Annotated in this window: 16 protein-coding genes and 1 pseudogene; 6 read left to right on the top strand and 11 right to left on the bottom strand. The window is 64.1% G+C overall.

Annotated elements, in window-relative coordinates:
- Positions 1-49 precede the first annotated feature (49 nt).
- The 11 genes from G9373_RS26280 to tal form a co-directional block, all read right to left on the bottom strand.
- Positions 50-1,027: a ribose-phosphate pyrophosphokinase gene (locus G9373_RS26280; protein ID WP_005561331.1), complete on the bottom strand. Its 978-nt coding sequence runs from the start codon at positions 1,025-1,027 to the stop codon at positions 50-52.
- Between the two features lie 152 nt (positions 1,028-1,179).
- Positions 1,180-1,800, bottom strand: coding sequence for an HAD-IB family phosphatase (locus G9373_RS26285; protein ID WP_052023900.1), 621 nt, complete (start codon positions 1,798-1,800; stop codon positions 1,180-1,182).
- A 98-nt stretch (positions 1,801-1,898) separates the two neighbouring features.
- Entirely contained in the window at positions 1,899-3,356 is a 1,458-nt protein-coding gene (locus tag G9373_RS26290) for a nicotinate phosphoribosyltransferase (RefSeq protein WP_054246228.1), read from the bottom strand.
- A gap of 827 nt (positions 3,357-4,183) precedes the next feature.
- Positions 4,184-4,573, bottom strand: a complete 390-nt coding sequence (locus G9373_RS26295) for a nuclear transport factor 2 family protein (protein ID WP_133985592.1) — start codon at positions 4,571-4,573, stop codon at positions 4,184-4,186.
- A gap of 75 nt (positions 4,574-4,648) precedes the next feature.
- Positions 4,649-5,599 carry a PfkB family carbohydrate kinase gene (locus G9373_RS26300; protein WP_167117485.1) on the bottom strand — a complete coding sequence of 317 codons (951 nt, stop codon included), beginning with the start codon at positions 5,597-5,599 and terminating at the stop codon, positions 4,649-4,651.
- Complete coding sequence (locus G9373_RS26305) at positions 5,596-6,627, bottom strand: LacI family DNA-binding transcriptional regulator (protein ID WP_240482798.1); 1,032 nt, start codon at positions 6,625-6,627, stop codon at positions 5,596-5,598. The genes G9373_RS26300 and G9373_RS26305 overlap by 4 nt, the downstream gene beginning before the upstream one ends.
- A gap of 7 nt (positions 6,628-6,634) precedes the next feature.
- Positions 6,635-7,447, bottom strand: coding sequence for a glutamine amidotransferase (locus G9373_RS26310; RefSeq protein WP_065492514.1), 813 nt, complete (start codon positions 7,445-7,447; stop codon positions 6,635-6,637).
- 144 nt (positions 7,448-7,591) lie between these two features.
- Entirely contained in the window at positions 7,592-8,116 is a 525-nt protein-coding gene (locus G9373_RS26315; protein ID WP_005561315.1) for a pyridoxamine 5'-phosphate oxidase family protein, read from the bottom strand.
- Positions 8,117-8,123: 7 nt separating this feature from the next.
- Entirely contained in the window at positions 8,124-8,579 is a 456-nt protein-coding gene (locus tag G9373_RS26320) for a hypothetical protein (RefSeq protein ID WP_005561314.1), read from the bottom strand.
- A 360-nt stretch (positions 8,580-8,939) separates the two neighbouring features.
- Positions 8,940-10,586, bottom strand: a complete 1,647-nt coding sequence (gene pgi, locus G9373_RS26325; protein ID WP_005561312.1) for a glucose-6-phosphate isomerase — start codon at positions 10,584-10,586, stop codon at positions 8,940-8,942.
- 4 nt (positions 10,587-10,590) lie between these two features.
- Positions 10,591-11,868: a transaldolase gene (gene tal / locus G9373_RS26330; RefSeq protein ID WP_054246230.1), complete on the bottom strand. Its 1,278-nt coding sequence runs from the start codon at positions 11,866-11,868 to the stop codon at positions 10,591-10,593.
- A gap of 283 nt (positions 11,869-12,151) precedes the next feature.
- Here tal and G9373_RS26335 point away from each other — a divergent pair, with 283 nt between their 5' ends.
- The 6 genes and pseudogenes from G9373_RS26335 to G9373_RS26360 form a co-directional block, all read left to right on the top strand.
- A complete protein-coding gene (locus G9373_RS26335; RefSeq protein ID WP_167117488.1) occupies positions 12,152-13,618 on the top strand; it encodes an aldehyde dehydrogenase family protein in 1,467 nt (488 codons plus the stop codon).
- Positions 13,619-13,700: 82 nt separating this feature from the next.
- Positions 13,701-15,131 (top strand): aldehyde dehydrogenase family protein, encoded by a 1,431-nt coding sequence (locus G9373_RS26340; protein WP_167117491.1) that lies wholly within the window; start codon positions 13,701-13,703, stop codon positions 15,129-15,131.
- A gap of 55 nt (positions 15,132-15,186) precedes the next feature.
- Positions 15,187-16,137, top strand: coding sequence for a phosphogluconate dehydrogenase (NAD(+)-dependent, decarboxylating) (gene gnd, locus G9373_RS26345; protein ID WP_259465779.1), 951 nt, complete (start codon positions 15,187-15,189; stop codon positions 16,135-16,137).
- Entirely contained in the window at positions 16,134-17,135 is a 1,002-nt protein-coding gene (gene glpX, locus G9373_RS26350) for a class II fructose-bisphosphatase (protein ID WP_054246232.1), read from the top strand. The genes gnd and glpX overlap by 4 nt, the downstream gene beginning before the upstream one ends.
- Before the next feature lie 39 nt (positions 17,136-17,174).
- Complete coding sequence (gene fgd / locus G9373_RS26355; RefSeq protein WP_005561299.1) at positions 17,175-18,188, top strand: glucose-6-phosphate dehydrogenase (coenzyme-F420); 1,014 nt, start codon at positions 17,175-17,177, stop codon at positions 18,186-18,188.
- A gap of 446 nt (positions 18,189-18,634) precedes the next feature.
- Positions 18,635-18,721: pseudogene (locus tag G9373_RS26360) on the top strand (3-hydroxyacyl-CoA dehydrogenase family protein); the annotation flags it as partial.
- Positions 18,722-18,932: the final 211 nt, after the last annotated feature.

The following is an 18,932-nucleotide window of genomic DNA, read 5'->3' on the forward strand; positions in this document are numbered from 1 at the left end:
GTGTGATGAGAACCCCCGAGCGCGGCTCGGCGGCTCCCACTTCGATCGATCAGAACAACTGGTACTCACTGCCGAACACTTCGCTGACGGATCCGCCTCGGAAGACCTGGCTGATCGAATCGGCGAGGACGCCGGCGCAGGACAGCACGCGCACGTTGGCCGGTGCCTGGGGCGACAGTGCGATCGTGTCGGTCACGACGATCTCTTCGAACGGCGATGCGGCGAGGTTGTCGTAGGCCTGGCCGCTGAACACCGGGTGGGTCGCTGCGGCGAACACCCTCGACGCTCCTGCCCTCATCACCATCTCCCCCGCAGCACGGAGCGTGCCGGCGGTATCGATCATGTCGTCGACGATGATCGCGGTCTTGCCCCGAACATCTCCGATCACGTGACCTATCTCGGCGACCTGATGTCTCGGGCGTTCCTTGTCGAGAATCGCGAGATCGGCGCCGACGCACTTGGCGAAACTCTTGTTCAGCTTCACCCGGCCGGCGTCGGGTGCCACCACCACGAGGTCCTCCATCTCGAGATCGATGAAATACTGAGCGAGTAACCTCATTGCCGTCATGTGGTCCACCGGGATCTTGAACATGCCCTGGAGCTGTCCGGCATGCAGATCCATCGCCAGGAGTCGGTCTGCTCCCGCCGATTCGAGCATCCGGGCGACCATACGCGCGGAAATCGGCTCTCGAGGGGCGCTCTGCTTGTCCTGCCGCGAGTACCCGTACCACGGCGTGACGGCGATGACGCGGTGTGCACTGGCAGCCACTGCGGCGTCGATCATCACCATCAGCTCCATCAGTGCGTCATTGGTGGTGACCCCGGTATCAGCATTGGTACATGTCGGCTGAACGATGAAGACGTCGGCGTCGCGGATCGACTCCTCGAACCGGCAGTACACCTCCCCGTTCGAGAAAGTCTTCAGCACAACCGGACTCAGCCCCACGTCCAGCTCGGCACCGATCGCTTTCGCGATGTCAGGGTTGGCCCGACCGGAAAACAGTTTCAACCGCTTGCCGTAATTCATCGGCATGCTCGTTGCGGTACCCACGGACGTAGCGCTGTCCACACCACTCCTTGTCGGGATGCTTCTCAAGGCGGCCACCGTTCAAGGACCTCACTGTCGTATTGGTGGAAGGTAGTACTGATGTGCCTGTCTTCGACGTGCGGCGACGCCGGTCAGAGCAGTCCTCGGCCGAGGACGTATGCACCGCGGAGATCGGACCCCTCGTACTCGATCGTCGCAAGCTCACGGACCCGGGGGCTCGCATTGACGGCCACCGTGTTCGGAAGCTTTCCGAACAGCGGGATGTCGGACGTGGAGTCGCCGTAAGCGACGCAGTCCCCTTCGGCGAGCCCATACTCCGCGAGTAGCTTGCTGACGATCGAGACCTTGTCTTCGGCGCTGAGGAGACTCTCCGGGCCGACCTCGCTCCTCAAGGCCACCTGCGCGCCGAACGCCGAATCAGCGCCCAAACCGGTCAGACGTTCCACGAAGAACTGGGGTGACTGAGAGATGACGGTGCTGTATTCGCCACGGTTGCGGATATCGGCGAAGACTTCGACCACGCCGCCGATCCACGGGGAGGCGGCGAACGCGTCATCGATGTCCGCCTCGCTGAGCCCTTCCCACAGCGGAAGGCAGAGTTCCCAGAAACGCACATCGCTGATCTCGCCCTTGAACCAGGATTGCTCGATCAGCTCGCCCGCAGCGAGTTCTCCGACCGCTCTCGAGATCTCGATCGAAGCAGTGGACTGCAGAAGGGTGCCGTCCATGTCGAAGACGTGCAGCTTAGTCATCGTGCTGTGAACCTAACTGTGTGTGGAACGAGTTACAAGGCTGCCCGGGAGCCGGCGGCCAGGGCGTTGTGAAGGTTGCGCCCGGTCGCCGGCAGCTCTCAGGAGAGTGCGAGTTCAGCGTCGTTGTGCAGGGGTGCGATGGCATCGGCGTAATAGCTCTCCGGCACCTCCCGCTCACTGCGCTCGATCAGCTCGGAGAAATCCCACTTCCGCAGCAACTTGCCGTTACGGAACACCGGCTGCAGGATGTTCTCCTCCGGCGAGATCGACTCCCGCGGCACCGTCTGATACTCACCCTGAGACAGCCGCAACCCGAGGCGGCCACGCTTGGACGCCTTCATCGCATCACCGGTCGGCGCCTTCGCGATACCCCGCCACTCACCGTTGACACACACCGCACTGGCCTTCTGCCCGAAGTTCATCGTGTCCCGGTTGCAGTGCTGCAACAGCCCGCCCCCCATACCGAAGATCGCGTTCTCCGCCGAGAAACCGCGGCGTTCGAGCTCGGCGTACACCCGCGGGAGACTGTCACGATTGACCCCGTCACCCTGCACCACCCGCACATAGTCGGGCAGCACCTTGAAACCCTTGCTGTTGGTGGTGTACCCGAAGCTGTCCATCAACCACTCGGTCGTCTCCGCGGTCACCTGCACCACGTCACCCGAGTCCGGGCGCACCCCGACCAGTCCGGGAAAGTTCCGAACAAAATCGGCGAGCTCGCGGCCGATGATGTTCTTGACCGCATTCTCGTGGTCGTAGGTGTCGGTCAGCAGCAACACCACCCCGCTCGGTGCGTGCACCTCGAGCATGTTCCGCATCGCCGCGGCCTCGTTCTCCCGACCCCACGCGCAGAAACCGGCGTGCTCGGAGTTCGGGCCGGAATTCGCCGGCGCGACCGCGTTGTAGTACTCCTTCGCCGCGAGAATCCCTGGCACGGTGTCACTCTGGTTGAAGTTGACCAGGTGCGCCAACCCACCGAGCGCGGCCGACTGCTGCGAGCTCACCCCGCGGGCGCCGTAGTCGTGCAGACAGTGCCGCAAAATTTCCGGGTGATCGGAGGTCCGGGCCAACGCCTCCTTGATGACCTGCTTGGCCAGCCAGCTGATGGTGCCCACCGTGGTCGGGTACCACACCCCACGCAGCAGGGCGGTCTCGAAGAAGCTCGTCACCCAGAAGTACTTCGGGTCGGTGTTGATGATCTGCACCAGCACGTTGCGGGTCGGCATCACCAGGCCCTCGGGCACCGCCTCGATCTCCACCGGCAAGAACCCACCGTGATCGTTGAGGATCCCCAGCCAATTCTCCCGATTGAAGTGCATCCCCTGCTCACGGGTGATGCTCTCCGCCTGATCGATGTCCTCGAGCGTGATCGGATGCAGCAGATACTCCCGAAGGAAGGCCTGCAACCCCACGAACATCGTCACCGGGAACTCCCCACCCCGCGACTCGACGTAACTGGATACATACTCCGTCCCCGCCGGATACAACGGGTAGTGACAATGCTTGTAACTGTCGGTGTTGATGATGATGTTGTCGTAACTCCGGCCCAATGCCATCGCAATCTCGCCTTTTCTCGTGGTGTGATCGTTGCTACTTCTCTGTTGTCTGGATTTTCCAAGCCCAGGAGAGTTGCCGCGAATGCGGCCCCGAACCTTCGCCTTCGAGGTGCTGCGTTCGACCCAGTACCCGATACTGTATGACGTTGGTTATCAATATGTTTCGGCCCATTACATCTAGCGAGCCGATGCTCGTCCTGCGGGCGACATACAGCGGATTCGCTCTCTCAGTGCGCTGCATCACACTTACTATTAACGTTTATAGTCTCGCAGTCAAGAGGTTCGCGGAGATCAATTCTCAGCTCGCGCCCCTGCTCGAGAAACCGGGTCGCGTAGCCACTGGCCTGGACAATCCTCTGTAAACGACCAGTTGGCCGCATCTCACGTCCGCGCTCCGCGTACAGACGCCGAAGAACCCGTGGGCCCGGTAGAACTACCAGAAACTAGAAAGGGTTCTACTCGGGTCGCGGAGGCCTGAGCTACTCGCGAACGCGCTGCCGACCGGCCGCGTGACCGACCTGTAGCGGCGATGCAACATGCACCTGCACAGACGAATACGGCCATCCACACGAGTGAATGGCCGTATTCTCGCAGCCGGAGTCGAGGGCGCCGTGGCCGAGCGCCGGCACGGCGAGGACCGGTCGGTGCCGACTCGACGAAGCGACCATGCGGTTCTCCCGCTCATTGCGGGACGGTCGCCCAATCTACCCCAACTCCGGGCAGGTCCGCGCTCCGACACTTGTCAGTGGCGTCAGAGCGATCACGTTGCGGATCCGACCGCAACCCCCACCCCACAACATTCAGTTATTTCCTCTGCGTTGTAACTTCTAGGAAGCAGTAACGGGAGTGGAAATCTTGCGGTAGGTGTCCTTACGCTTGATGCGGTCGCCTCCGAACTCGAACACGTCGCACGCACGTGTTTCCAGAACGGCACCGTCCTCGTGCCTCTGGAAGGTAGTCCACCGGGTTACAGCAAAATCCATACCCACAAGCGGCTTCTCCATCACGGTTTCAGTCGCTAAACCGCTTGGTAGAAGGTACATCTCGAATCCGCGACGCACATCGGCATGACCTTCGAACCGGACTCCCGGATCGGGGCCGACCGAAGAGTGGAAGATGCAATCGTCGGTCATCAGGTTCATCAGTGCGTCGACATCCTTGATGTTCCAGGCGTAGACGAACTGGTCGATCAGCGCTGCACGGTCGTCAATAGTCATGGTTGCTCCATATGCTCCGGTTCGGGAAGCCTCCGGCCGCGCTGATGCTCGCCGCACAGGGGCCTCGACGGGTGGTTACGCCCGGCTGCCGACCTCGATGTCCGTGGCGCGAGGCATCCCGGCGCGGGCCCCGACGTGTGCAACAGACAGCGCGGCAGCAACATTCGCGGCTCGGACCGCGTCGTCGAGTTCGTCTCCCGCTGCCAGCCGGGTGATCAGAACGCCATTGAAGGTATCGCCTGCGCCGGTGGTGTCGCGGGCCACGGCCGGCCGTGGCCGAACGTGGTCGACGTTCCCGTCGGGCGTGAGTACCAGGGCACCGTCACCTCCCAGGGTGACGACGACCGGTGCTCCGGTGCGTGCCATAATCGCGGCGGCGGCCTCGCGGGCATGGGTGTGGTCGTCATCCAGCATCTTGGCGAGTTCGAGACACTCACCCGCGTTGGGCGTCAGGATCGGCCCGTACCCGAGGAGATCGGCAACACCGGGAATGGGAGGGGCCGGATTCAGGACACAGCGTGCACCCGCCGAGGCGGCAGCGATCACCGCAGCCTCCACCGCGGCATCGGGTATCTCCGTGCTGACCAGCACCGAATCCGACGGTCTCAGGTGGGAAGCGAGGGCGCGCGTCACGTGTTCGGCACTCAGTGCGGCATTGGCACCCGCGCCGACGGCGATCTGGTTCTCGGCGCCCGGGTCGACGACGATCAACGCGACCCCGGTGGCTTCGTCCTCGAGGACGGTGACACCGTCCACCCAGATGCCCTCGGCGGTGAGTTCGTCCAGCGCTTCGGTGCCGTTGGCGTCCGCGCCTACCGCTCCGACGAGATGCACTTCCGCACCTGCCCGCGCGGCCGCCACCGCGGCGTTGGCGCCTTTGCCGCCGCCGTACCGTTCGACGCGGGTTCCCACGACGGTCTCGCCCGGACCGGGCAGTCTCTCAGCGGCGACGACCAGGTCGACGTTGATCGCTCCGACGACGAACACTCGCCCCCGGGTGGTACGCACGTCCAGCGGCGTACTCATGAACTGCCTAAGGGTGTAGCCACGGAATCTCTTATCTGTAGCAGGGTCGGGAACGGCTCGGGAGCGGGAACGTCGACCTTGTCGTCGATGAGTTCGAACAGCAGGTTCGCGGCTCGCACACCCATGTCCCGAGCCGGTTGGCGGACTGTGGTCAATCTCGGCGTGAGGAGCGAGACCAGCGGTAAGTCGTCGAATCCGACGACGCTGAGTTCTTCGGGCACCAGGATGCCCTCGGATCGGCAGTATTCGAGCACGCCGATGGCCATCAGGTCGTTCGCGCACAACAACGCTGTCGGGCGCTCCGACGACGGCCCGGACAATGCCTTCGCCGCAAGTTCCGTACCCGACTCCTGCCGGTAGCTACCACCGAAGACCGGAACCGTATCGGGTTCGATTCCGGCGGCTGCCAACGCTTCCCGATAACCGGCGAGTCGTTGTTGGGCCGTCCACAGACCCTCGGGACCGCCGATGACGGCGATCTTGCGATGGCCTGCTTCGAGCACATGTTGAGCAACTTCCCGGGCACCGCGGCGGTTGTCCGACACGATGGCCGGCAGGTCGAATCCGGGGACCTGCTCGTCCACCAAAACGATCGGACCGAGCCGCGTGAGTTCGAGAAGCGACGTCGGTGACGTCGACGCCCCCGACAGGTAGATGATCCCGTTCAGCCTCTGACTTCGCAGCAGCCGCCCATTGAGCGACTCTCCTCCGTCGATGGCTTCGGGGGCACACAACACGACGAGCACTCCACGAGCAGCTGCCGCCTGTTCGACGCCCTCCGCGAGGAGCGCGAAGAACTGGTTCGACAGTTCGGGGACCACGAGTCCGATCGTGGGCGCCGAACGTCTCTTCAACCCCCGCGCAGCCTCGTTGGGTGCGTAGTTGAGGACCCGCACAGCATCGAGCACGCGGGCTCGACGTGCGGGCGCAACCGGTCCGCTGTCGTTCAAGACATAGCTGACCGTGCTCACGGACACGCCCGCGTGCCGGGCCACATCTTTCATCGTCGGGGGCTGACCATTGCTCATAAAATTCTCAATCTACCGCAGCGATTGCGTGCACCGGCGACGGAAGGCTCGTGTCGAGGCCCGCAGCCCAGTTCACGATCGACGTCCACAGCGCCTGATAATGCTGCCACTGCACGAATTCCGGCGGCGCCCAATGGGGCGCCAGATCCGACGCGAAGGCCACCGTGCGGCCGACGCCGGCTGTACCGACGACCAGCAGCGGGTCCTCACCGAAGCGCGCGACAACCGTCGCGTCGGACTTGGCGATGACCCGGTTGTAGCCGAGAAGCATCGGCCATTCCGCGGGGGTCCCGCCGAGGATCTCGTGGTTCGGCTCGTCGAACGTGGCGTCGAGGCCTTCGGGAACTTCGATGCGGTCGTCGTGGTCGAGCATGGTGACCGGAAGGACCGGTGCCAGCGGGCTCATCCCGTAGCGGGCCTTGCCGTCGATCCCGGTGAACGACATGTAGCCGCCCACCATGATCAGGCCTCCGCCGGCTTCGGTGAAGTCCGCGAGCAGCGACAACCGGTTGACGCTGCGTTCGGATCGCAGGAACGTCTCGTCGGCCAGCAGGAAGGAGTTCGCTCCGATGTCGCTGAGGACCACGACGTCGAACTGCTGCAACTCTTCCAGTGTCTTCGGGAACCGCCCCGAGATCTCGTGGGCGCGCATGTACGTCACTTCGAGCCCGGAAGCCTCCAGCGAGTCCAGGAAGACGCCGCCGCCTTCCTCGTACTCGACTGTGCGGAATTCGTCGAAGCCCTTGATGTGCACCGTGTGCTTGATCCACGATTCGCCGACCACGAGCACCCGGGTGGCGCCGTCCTTAGTCGAAGTCATACCTACTCCAAATTTCAAAAGAATGTGTGTGTGCAACTCGAGCCGTCGCCCGCGGTCGTCGTTGTCGGGAGCGGGCGGACCGGCGTGCCCGTCAGTGAACGAGAGATGCCGGTCCGCCGTGATCTGCGGCGATGAACGGATCGGTCAGCTCTTGGGGAGCGGCCGGTCTCCTACAAAGTCCGGCAGCACGCGAGCTTCCGGAACCTGCGGCATCGTCGTCTCGCGTGAATCCCAGCCGATCATCTTGTCCGGCACCAATTCCAGGTAGCGGCGGTCGGCGAATTCGCCGAACTCGAAGTACTGCTCGGCGTAGGGGTGACCCGTGCCGAAGTACTTCTCGAACACCTTGTCCTGGAGCTTCTTCACGAGAACCTCGTCGGTGGCTTCGACCAGCGTTCCCAGGATGCGTACACCGCTGACGGTGGCGTACTCGTCGCCTGAATCCACCAGCGCGGCGATCTTCCGGCCGGCCTGGGAGTTCGCACCGTGGCGGCTACCGGCGTCGATCGGGAGGAAGATCCTCTTTTCGTCGACGACGAACCACAGGGGAGTCAGGTAGATGCTCCCGTCGGCATTCACGCTCGCCACACGGATGCTCTTGGCCCTGTCGAGGTAACCCCACCTCTTGTCGCCCCGCAGAGGGGCGGTCTGGCTTGCGGTCACGGCCATTGCTCTCTCACTTCCTCAGTTCTTGGAGGGTCTTGTGGTAATCCGGCACCTCGACGAGTCCCACGCGGGGAGACGGTCCGCTGGTCCAGAAGAAGACGGTCCGCACACCGGTGTTCTCGAGGGTGTAGGTGTAGCCGGCCGGCAGGTAGATGTGCTCTCCCGGACCGGCTTCGAGCACGACCTCTCGGTCGTTCGCATCCTTGACCCTCAGCTTGATGTGCCCCTCGAGGCAGTAGTGCGTCTCGTCGAAGTTGGGCTGCTCCCAGTTGTAGGGGGCGTGGTCGGGCTCCTGGTAGCAGTAGCCCTGGCGGAAGTAGCGTGCGTCGTCGCGCTCCCGTGACAGGAAGATCGCGGTGTCGATGCCGGTGTTGAACTGTAGGCGCGGCATGCTGCTGATCTCGCCTTCGGTGATCACCCGCGGGTAACGTCGCGCGTTCGGCGCTGACGGATCGAAGTCGGCCATCCGGGTCTTCCCTTCATTTCGAGTCGGTTTCCGAGAGCATCCACAATGGTGGCCAGGCAGACTGAGCGCAGTTGGCTCGTGCTGGATCTTCGGGTGAGTCCCGCGACGACCACCGGGATTGCTAGCCGGTGTGAAACGTTTCCACTTTTGAGATCTAATCTGGCATCCCACCTGTTGTAATGCCGACTGGATTCGTTTCTAATCTACAAGAGCCGTTATGGAGCGTCAAGTGTTCTGGAGGATTCTCGCGTGCCTGTCGCGGACGCCGTCCCCAGGCCCGGGACCTGCACATACCGCACCGTGGACAGCCCTGTTCCCTCAGCGCACGGCGGCAACGTGTCGGTCTCCACCGGTCCGTGACTACACCCGCCGGGCCGCGGCCTTCCGGTACAGCGAGACCAGGGAGTTGGTCGATTCATCGTGACCGAGCGCGGGCGGCTCGTCCTGAGAGAGCTCGTCGACGATGCGGTGGGCGAGCACTTTGCCCAGCTCCACACCCCATTGATCGAACGAGTTTATCCCCCACAGAACCCCCTGGGTGAACACCTTGTGCTCGTACAAAGCCACCAGCTGACCGAGCACGAACGGGTCCAGCCTGCCCGCCAGCAGCGTGTTCGTCGGTCTGTCCCCCGCGAAACTTCGGTGCGCGACGAGGTCGGCCCGCACCCCGGCAGCCGCCACTTCCTCCGCGCTGCGGCCGAAGGCGAGCGCCTCGGTCTGAGCGAAGAAGTTCGCCATCAACAGATCGTGGTGTTCGTCAGGACCGTCGACGGGACGAAGAAAGCCGATGAAGTCGCAGGGGACGAGATGGGTGCCCTGGTGCAGCAGCTGATAAAAGGCATGCTGCCCGTTCGTACCGGGTTCGCCCCACACGACCGGGCCGGTACGGACCCGGACCGGCCGTCCCTCGGTGTCCACCGATTTGCCGTTGCTCTCCATGTCCAGCTGCTGCAAGTACGCCGGAAAGCGTGCGAGGTACTTGCTGTACGGCAGGACGGCATGAGTCTGAGCGTCGTGAAAATTGTTGTACCAGAGTCCGATCAGTGCGAGGAGCACCGGCATGTTGCGGGCGAACGGCGCCTCGCGGAAATGAGTGTCCATCGCACGGAAGCCGTCGGTCATCGAGGCGAAATTCTCCGGCCCGATCGCGATCATCAACGACAGTCCGACCGCCGACTCGACGGAGTACCTACCGCCGACCCAGTCCCAGAAGCCGAACATGTTCTCGCTATCGATCCCGAAGCGACGCACCTGTTCCGCATTGGTGGAGACGGCGACGAAGTGTCTGCGGACCGCATCCTCGTTGCCGAGCGCGTCCACCAGGAACCGGCGCGCGGTGCGCGCATTCGTCAGTGTCTCGACAGTCGTGAACGTCTTGGACACGACGACGTACAGGGTTTCGCTCTGGTCGAGATCCCGGACCGCCGACACGATGTCCGAGCCGTCGACATTGGAGACGAAACGGACGTTCAGTTCCGGATCCGAGTAGGCCGACAGCGCCTCGGCGGCCATCACGGGACCGAGATCCGACCCGCCGATCCCGATGTTCACCACGTTCTTGATGGCCTTCCCCGTGTATCCCAGCCACGCTCCCGACCGGATCCGGGTCGCGAAGGCCGCCATGTCGTCGAGTACCTGATGCACCCCCGGGACGACGTCACCTCCGTCGATCACCATTCGCTCACCGCGTGCGGCGCGCAATGCCACGTGTGCCACGGCGCGATCTTCGGTCGTATTGATTCGTTCCCCCGCGAACATCGCCTCGATCCGCCGGTCCACCCCGGCGGCGTAGGCGAGGTCGACCAACTCGCCGATCACCTCGGCGTCGACGAGGTTCTTCGAGTAATCCAATAGCAGTCCGTCGACACCGAGGGTGAACTCGGCAGCGCGACCGGGATTTTCAGTGAAGAGTCGGCGAAGCGATACTCCGTCGAGGCGTGCTCGGTGTTTCGCGAGCGCGGCCCACTGCGGCCGCTGATCGACCGGGGTTTGAAGGAATTCCATCATCGCCTCACACTTCTCGAGTCTGGACCGCCGTGACAGGGAACGACGGTGGCATCTGTACTGGGATACGGGACCGGTCGATCTGCGCGCGGGCGTCGTCGAGAAGCAGCGCGACGGTCGAGGTGAGTTCGTTCCAGGCGACCTCGAACTTCCGCAGTCCCTCCGCTTCGAGCCCACGGACGACGTCGTCGTAATCGACTCCGGCGAGCGTGAGCTTGTCGAGCACCGTGCGCGAGGTGTCGTATGTACCGGAAATACTGTCGCCGTCCACGACGCCGTGATCGGCCACGGCGCGTAGCGTCTCCTCTGGCATCGTGTTCACTGTTCGGGCGGCGATCAACTCGGTGACGTACCGGGTGTCGAAGTACGCGGGGTCCTTCACACCGGTCGATGCCCACAGGAGGCGCTGCGGGTGGGCGCCGTCGGCCTCGAGCGCGCGCCATCGAGGACTGAGCAGCATCGTCTCGAACTTCTCGTAGGCGAGCCTGGCGTTTGCTATCGCTGCCGCCCCGCGCAAGTAGTCGCGAGGGTCCTCGCCGAGGCGCTGGTCTACTTCCGTGTCTACTCGGGAGATGAAAAATGATGCCACCGACTGGATTCCGGCCAGGTCGTGGCCGTTCGCGCGGGCCTGCTCGAGACCGGCGAGGAACGCGTCCTGGACGCCTTCGTAACGTTCGAGAGAGAAGATCAGCGTCACGTTGACGCCGATGCCGGCCGCGAGCGTCTGTGTGATGGCGGGAAGGCACTCGGCCGTCGCCGGAATCTTGATCAGGACGTTGCGGCGGCCGATCGAGCGAAAAAGGTCGCGGGCCTCTGCGACGGTGCCCGGCACGTTGCGCGACAGGTAGGGGTCCACCTCGATCGAGACATATCCGTCGGCACCTCCGGATCGTTCGTACGTCTCCTGCAGAATCTCGCAGGCCCAGCGAACGTCGGTGGTGGTCAACGCTCGTACGGCCTCGGCGGCATCCGCCCCCGCGATCGCCAGCTCGCGGAGCTGCTCACCGTAGGCGGCCTCACCCGACCGCAGGGCGTTCTCGAAGATCGACGGGTTGGTGGTCACGCCGCACACGGACCAGTTCCGCACGAGTGCGTCCAGGCTCCCCGACGCCAGGCGGTGACGAGACAAATCGTCGAGCCACACTGCAACGCCGGCGGCGGACAGCCGCTGGAGAGGGCCGGACGCGGCCGGGGATTCCGCGGAGTTGCGCTCCTCCCACGCCGGCCCTTCGTCGGTGTCGAGGTACTCGTGGGGGCGAACAGTGCGCCCTCGATCGTTTCTCATTCGAAGTCTCCTTGACCGTTCCGGCATGGGCACATATTGTAATGTAAACGTTTCTACTCGGGAGGTAATCTCATCACATGCCGAATGCCCCTGACAACCTCATGGCCCACGATTCCCCGAGCGCCTCGGCCGGCCTGATCGCCGCGATGACGCTCCGGCTCGGACACCCCGGCGGGATTCCCGGACGCGACACACCTACTCCGACGTCGTCGCGCTCCATCGCCGCAGGTGAAAGAACCGAAATCCCACGTTCGACTCCTTCCATGCCCCAGGTCAGGTGACCATGTCCAACACCTCTGTGTCTGCAACGCTCCTCGACGACGCCGCGACGCTCTTCATCGATGGCGAGTGGTGCACCTCGGAACAGACATTTAAACGATTCGAGCCATACGGGACAGATCGCCTGTCGGGCACCTTCGCGTCGGCGACTCCCGCTCACGTCCGCCGCGCCTACGACGCGGCCGAGAAGGCACAGCCGGGATGGGCGGCCACACCTGCCGTCCAACGCGCCAATGTCCTGCGCCGAGCAGCCGACCTGCTCGAGGCCAGGGTCGAGACGGCCGCTCGCCGGCTCACCGCCGACATGGGCAAGGCCATCCGCGACGCCCGCGGCGAGGTGCTGCGCAGCGCTGCGATCCTGCGCTACTACGCCGGCGATCTGCTGCAGCCCTCGGGCGAGACCTACCCGAGCGCAGACCCCGAGACCGTACTGCTCACCGTCGAGCAACCCCTCGGGATCGTCTGCGCCATCACGCCGTGGAACTTTCCGTTCGCGATTCCGACGTGGAAAATCGCTCCCGCAGTCGCATTCGGCAACTCCGTGGTGTGGAAGCCGGCGGAAGTGGCCTCAGGCAGCGCGGTGTTGCTCACCGAGATTTTCGCCGAGGCGGGTCTGCCGACGGGTGTGCTCAATCTGATCACCGGCAAGGGCCGTTCCCTGTCCGGTTCGTTGACCGGGGACCACCGCTTGGCGGCGTTGACCTTCACCGGATCCAACGGTGTCGGTGTCCGCCTCCGTGAGGCGGTCGCAGACCGCAACGTCAAGGTGCAACTCGAACTCGGCGGCAAGAACCCCGCCATCGTGCTGGCGGACGCCGAACTCGAGGACGCGGCCGTGCAGGTCGTTCGCGGAGCCATGCTGGCCGCCGGACAGCGGTGCACGGCCACCAGTCGCGTGTATGTTCAGCGCCCGGTGGCCACGGAATTCCGCGAACTGCTGCTCGCCCAGGTCAACCGACTCGTGGTGGGCAACCCGTACGACGAGGCCACCGACATCGGGCCGATGTCCTCACCGGAGCAACGCGACACCGTGGTCGAGTATCTTCGGCTCGCACACGAGGAAGGTGCGGACATCCTTGTCGGCGCCAAGGCAGACGGTGAGGGTTGCTTCCTCGAACCGACGGTGCTGACCGGTGTGGCCCCGTCCAGCCGACTCGTGCGGGAGGAGATCTTCGGCCCGGTGCTCGTCCTGACCGAGGTCGAGGATTTCGACGAAGCGCTGGCCGCGGCGAACGACACCGTGTTCGGCCTGTCGGCCTCGCTGTTCACATCGAACATCTCCAAAGCCATGCAGTTCGTGCGCCGGATCAATTCCGGCCTGGTGCATGTCAATCGGGAGACGGCGAGTGTGGAGCCGCACGTCCCGTTCGGCGGAGTCAAGGCCTCGAGCAGCATGAATCGTGAGCAGGGAAAGGCTGCCCGCACATTTTTCACCACCACCAAAACGGTCTATCTCAGATCGCCGAACTGACGGGGGCGATCGCACATTTTCGAGATCAATCGCTTGGCCCCAGCACTTTTCAGCACCACCAACACTTCGACGGAGGAAAATGATGGACCACACTCAGAAGTTCTACATCGGCGGCACCTGGGTAGACCCGATCGGCTCGAAGACGCTCGAGGTGATCAACCCGGCGACGGAGAAGCCGATCGCCACCATCGCGATGGGCAACGAGCAGGACGTTGACCTCGCAGTCACCGCCGCACGCACGGCGTTCGACAGCTTCGCGTCGACCACCCCGGCCGAGCGTATCGCCCTGCTGGAGAAGATCATCGAGGTGTACAAGCGGCGTATGAAGGACCTCGCGGGCGCCGTCACCAGCGAGATGGGAGCGCCCACCGGCCTCGCGGAGGCCGCTCAGGCACCGGCAGGTCTCGGGCACTTCATGGCGACGCTCGACGCCCTCGAGAACTTCACGTTCGAGGAAAAGATCGACACCACGACCGTGGTGCGCGAGCCGGTCGGCGTCTGCGCCTTCATCACCCCATGGAACTGGCCGCTCAACCAGATCGTCGCCAAGGTGGCACCCGCCCTCGCAGCCGGATGCACGATGGTGCTCAAACCGTCGGAGATCGCGCCCCTCAACGCAATCATCTTCGCCGAGATCCTGGACGAAGCCGGTGTTCCCGCAGGCGTCTTCAACCTCGTCAACGGTGATGGCCTGACCGTGGGAACGGCACTGTCCGCGCACCCCGAAGTCGACATGGTCTCGTTCACCGGGTCGACGCGGGCCGGCGTCGAGGTCGCCAAGAACGCGGCCCCGACGGTCAAGCGCGTCGCCCAGGAACTCGGCGGCAAGTCGGCCAACATCGTGCTCGACGACGCCGACTTCGAAGACGTCATCACTCGCGACGTCACCGGCATGGTGGTGAACTCGGGCCAGTCCTGCAACGCCGGATCCCGCATCCTCATCCCCGCGGATCGCATGGACGAGGCTGTGGAGATCGCGAAGAAGGCCGCGGCCACCATCGTCGTCGGAGCTCCGGATGTGGAGGGCACGACCGTCGGTCCCGTGGTGTCGCAGGCACAGTTCGACAAGATCCAGGGACTCATCCAGAAGGGCATCGACGAGGGCGGCACGCTCGTCGTCGGTGGCACCGGCCGCCCGGACGGGCTGCAGGAGGGTTACTTCGTCAAGCCCACCGTCTTCGCCGACGTCACCAATGACATGACGATCGCGCAGGAGGAGATCTTCGGGCCTGTGATGATGTTCATCGGCTACGAAGACGAGGACGACGCGGTGCGCATCGCCAACGACACGCAATACGGGCTCGCCGGCATGGTGTCTTCCGGAAACCCCGAACGTGCTCGGAAGGTCGCTCGGCGGATGCGGACCGGAATGGTGCACCTCAACGGTGCCCCGCTGGCCGCCAATGCGCCGTTCGGTGGATACAAGCAGTCCGGCAACGGTCGTGAATTCGGCAAGTTCGGTTTGGAGGACTTCCTCGAGGTGAAGGCCATCTTCGGGGACAACCAGAACTGACACACCCACGGGGGGTCGAGCACGCGTGCCCACGGGGCTCGGCCTCCCCCACCGGTTGTGCTCTGTCGATTCGGAAAGGCTCCACGCTATGCAGATCGGGCTTATCGGGCTGGGAAAGATGGGCTTCAACATGCGCGAACGGCTCCGCCGTTCGGGCACCGAAGTTCTCGGTTACGACCCGCACGTCAACAGCTCCGACGTCTCGTCCATCGACGCGCTCGTCGAGGCACTTCCCCCACCGCGCATCGTCTGGGTGATGGTTCCGGCGGGTGCGCCGACGCAGGAGACGATCACGCACCTGTCACAGGCGCTTTCTCCGGGCGACCTCGTCATCGAAGGAGGCAACTCCCGCTTCAGCGAGGACATCCACCACGCGAAGGCGCTCGACGCGCGAGGGATCGGGTACATCGACTGCGGTGTGTCCGGCGGAATCTGGGGTCTCGAGAACGGCTACGCGTTGATGGTGGGCGGATCCGAGGAACACGTCGACAGGGCGATGCCGCTCTTCGACGCCCTCCGCCCCGAAGGCCCGCGCAGCGAAGGCTTCGTACACGCGGGACCCATTGGAGCAGGCCATTATTCAAAGATGGTGCACAACGGGATCGAGTACGGCCTGATGCAGGCGTACGCTGAGGGCTTCGAGCTGCTCGAGGCCACGGAACTCGTCGAGAACGTCCCGGCAGTGATCGAGGCCTGGAGCCGCGGCACCGTGGTGCGATCGTGGCTCCTCGACCTCCTCGTGCGCGCCCTCAAAGACGATCCCGAGCTGTCCGGGATCTCCGGCTGGACTCAAGACTCCGGAGAAGGCCGGTGGACCGTCGAAGAGGCCATCCGCAATGCCGTTCCGGTACCGGTCATCTCGGCTGCACTTTTCGCCCGGTTCGCCAGCAGGCAAGAGACCTCACCGTCGATGAAAGCGGTCTCCGCCCTGCGGAATCAGTTCGGTGGACACTCCACGAGCAGGGCAGACGCTGCACTCGATCAGGTGAAGGCAGCGGCCCGATGACAGTGAGCCGCCGGGAGAAGCCGGACCGCAATCTAGCCCTCGAACTGGTCCGCGTAACGGAAGCAGCCGCGATGGCCGCTGGACGCTGGGTGGGACGGGGCGACAAGATCGGCGGCGACGGCGCCGCAGTCGACGCAATCCGGCAGCTCATCAACTCCGTGACCATGTGCGGAGTCGTCGTGATCGGCGAGGGCGAGAAAGACAACGCCCCCATGCTCTACAACGGCGAGTGCGTCGGCACCGGTGACGGTCCCGAGTGCGATGTCGCGGTCGACCCGGTGGACGGAACGACGATGATGTCCAAGGGAATGTCCAATGCCATCGCCGTGCTCGCGGTATCCGAGCGCGGAACGATGTTCGATCCGTCTGCGGTGTTCTACATGGAGAAGATCGCAGTCGGTCCCGATGCCGCCGACGTCATCGACATCACCGCGCCGGTCCACGAGAACATCCGACGTGTGGCACGAGCGAAGAAGTCGTCGGTCTCGGACGTGACAGTGGCCGTACTCGACCGACTCCGCCACGGCGACCTCATCAATACCGTGCGAGACGCCGGAGCCAGGGTCCAACTGCTGGCGGACGGAGACGTCGCCGGTGCCATCGCAGCCGCGGATCCACGTTCGGCACCGGACATGCTGCTGGGGATCGGCGGCACCCCCGAGGGCGTGATCGCAGCCGCGGCACTGCGATGCATGGGAGGCGCGATCCAGGGCCGGCTCGCCCCCACCAACGATGCCGAACGCCGGCGAGCGATCGATGCGGGCCACGACCTCGACCGGGTGCTTCATACAGAGGATCTCGTTTCCGGAGACAACGTGTTCTTCTGCGCGACGGGTGTCACCGACGGTGACCTGCTCCGCGGGGTGCGATACGCCGCCGGCGGAGCCACCACCCAGTCGATCGTCATGCGATCCAAGTCCGGCACGGTCCGGATGATCGACGGACGACACAGTCTGAACAAACTCCGTGAGTACTCCGCGGTGGACTTCCACGGCTGACGACCCACTTCGTACACACACAGAAAAGCAGGAACGCACATGACCGCAGAACTCAAGCTCGGGTACAAGGCGTCGGCGGAACAGTTCGGCCCACGTGAACTGGTCGAACTCTCAGTGCTCGCCGAAAGTCATGGACTCGACAGCGCCATGGTGAGCGACCACTTCCAGCCGTGGCGGCACAAGGGTGGCCACGCCCCGTTCTCCCTGGCGTGGATGACGGCCGTCGGTGAGCGGACCACGAGGATCCAGCTCGGCACTTCGGTTCTGACACCGACATTCCGGTACAACCCCGCAGTCATCGCTCAGGCATTCGCCACGATGGGACTGCTCTACCCCGGACGGGTGATGCTCGGGGTCGGCACCGGTGAGGCGCTCAACGAGATCGCGACCGGGTTCGAAGGCGATTGGCCCGATTTCAAGGAACGCTTTGCCCGCCTACGCGAATCCGTGCAGCTCATGCGCGAACTGTGGAAGGGCGGCCGGGTCGACTTCGAAGGTCAGTACTACCGCACCACCGGGGCCTCGATCTATGACGTTCCCGTAGAGGGCATTCCGGTGTACATCGCGGCAGGCGGTCCGGTCGTCGCCCGCTACGCCGGTCGCGCGGGTGACGGATTCATCTGTACCTCCGGTAAAGGCATGGAGCTCTACAACGACAAGTTGATGCCAGCCGTCGCCGAGGGCGCACAGAAGGCCGAACGGAAGCTCGAGGACATCGATCGTCTGATCGAGATCAAGATTTCCTATGACACCGATCCCGCACAGGCACTGGAGAACACCCGATTCTGGGCGCCGCTGTCCCTGACACCCGAGCAGAAACATGACATCACCGACCCGATCGAGATGGAGGCCGCCGCGGATGCGCTCCCCATCGAGCAGGTCGCGAAGCGGTGGATCGTGGGCGCCGACCCGGACGAAGTGGTCGAGGCGATCAAGCCCTACATCGACGCAGGGCTGAACCACCTGGTCTTCCACGCTCCCGGTCACGATCAGAAGCGCTTCCTCGAGTTGTTCGAGCGTGACCTGGCACCCCGGCTTCGCCGGCTCGGCTAGCTCACCCCAGCCCGTCACCGCACCGTCCAGCCAGACACCGCGGTGACCGTCACCGCACACGTCCAGCCATAGACAGTGCGATGACCGTCTGCGGCGCACCAGGTGTTCGGCCCTACGGAGTGGCTGGAAATTCCCACCACTCACCCGGGCCGTTCGTCGCCATCGCCTGGTGCGCCGCTGTACGACTTTTCACCGGGCACCCAACTTCTCTGCCCGAGAGCCGATCCAGTCGCTCGACCAGCCTGAAGACCAAGGAGATCACGTGAAGAGAGTGGGCGTCATCGGCGGCGGAATAATGGGGAAGGGATGTCGGAAGTAGTTGCACGAGCAGGTGTTTCAGCGACCATTCTCGAGCGCGACATCACCTCGGCCAATGCCGCAACGGACCGTACCCAGTCGTCCCTCGCCCGTGCCGTCAAGTCGGGACGACTCGACAGCAATGCCAGCACAGCCCGCCGCCGTTGTTACAGCGCATGGTCGATGCCGGTCGTCTGAGTAAGAAGACCGGCCAGGGTTTCTACTCCTACACATAGTCCAGACCACCCGTCGAGAAATGGACGGCCAGAATCAGTCCCGGCACCGGCAGCGATCGAGTGCCCATATTTCCCACCCCGCAACAGGAGACTTCTGCCCGTGTCGATCACAGACGACATCCACGTCCTCACGCAACCGGTTCACCCCGCCGACTGGACCGAACTGGACACCAAGGCCGTCGACACCATCCGGGTGCTCGCCGCGGACGCG

It is taken from the genome of Rhodococcus sp. A14 (genome assembly GCF_011603105.1).
GTDB lineage: Bacteria > Actinomycetota > Actinomycetes > Mycobacteriales > Mycobacteriaceae > Rhodococcus_F > Rhodococcus_F opacus.

Excerpts from the sequence above, each read along its gene's own strand:
- fgd (WP_005561299.1), top strand. The coding sequence starts at position 17,175 with ATGACCGCAGAACTCAAGCTCGGGTACAAGGCGTCGGCGGAACAGTTC.
- G9373_RS26290 (WP_054246228.1), bottom strand. The coding sequence starts at position 3,356 with ATGGCATTGGGCCGGAGTTACGACAACATCATCATCAACACCGACAGT.
- glpX (WP_054246232.1), top strand. The coding sequence starts at position 16,134 with ATGACAGTGAGCCGCCGGGAGAAGCCGGACCGCAATCTAGCCCTCGAA.
- G9373_RS26340 (WP_167117491.1), top strand. The coding sequence starts at position 13,701 with ATGGACCACACTCAGAAGTTCTACATCGGCGGCACCTGGGTAGACCCG.
- G9373_RS26320 (WP_005561314.1), bottom strand. The coding sequence starts at position 8,579 with ATGGCCGACTTCGATCCGTCAGCGCCGAACGCGCGACGTTACCCGCGG.
- G9373_RS26335 (WP_167117488.1), top strand. The coding sequence starts at position 12,152 with ATGTCCAACACCTCTGTGTCTGCAACGCTCCTCGACGACGCCGCGACG.
- tal (WP_054246230.1), bottom strand. The coding sequence starts at position 11,868 with ATGAGAAACGATCGAGGGCGCACTGTTCGCCCCCACGAGTACCTCGAC.
- G9373_RS26300 (WP_167117485.1), bottom strand. The coding sequence starts at position 5,599 with ATGAGTACGCCGCTGGACGTGCGTACCACCCGGGGGCGAGTGTTCGTC.
- G9373_RS26315 (WP_005561315.1), bottom strand. The coding sequence starts at position 8,116 with ATGGCCGTGACCGCAAGCCAGACCGCCCCTCTGCGGGGCGACAAGAGG.
- pgi (WP_005561312.1), bottom strand. The coding sequence starts at position 10,586 with ATGATGGAATTCCTTCAAACCCCGGTCGATCAGCGGCCGCAGTGGGCC.
- G9373_RS26295 (WP_133985592.1), bottom strand. The coding sequence starts at position 4,573 with ATGACTATTGACGACCGTGCAGCGCTGATCGACCAGTTCGTCTACGCC.
- G9373_RS26310 (WP_065492514.1), bottom strand. The coding sequence starts at position 7,447 with ATGACTTCGACTAAGGACGGCGCCACCCGGGTGCTCGTGGTCGGCGAA.
- G9373_RS26285 (WP_052023900.1), bottom strand. The coding sequence starts at position 1,800 with ATGACTAAGCTGCACGTCTTCGACATGGACGGCACCCTTCTGCAGTCC.
- G9373_RS26280 (WP_005561331.1), bottom strand. The coding sequence starts at position 1,027 with ATGAATTACGGCAAGCGGTTGAAACTGTTTTCCGGTCGGGCCAACCCT.
- G9373_RS26305 (WP_240482798.1), bottom strand. The coding sequence starts at position 6,627 with ATGAGCAATGGTCAGCCCCCGACGATGAAAGATGTGGCCCGGCACGCG.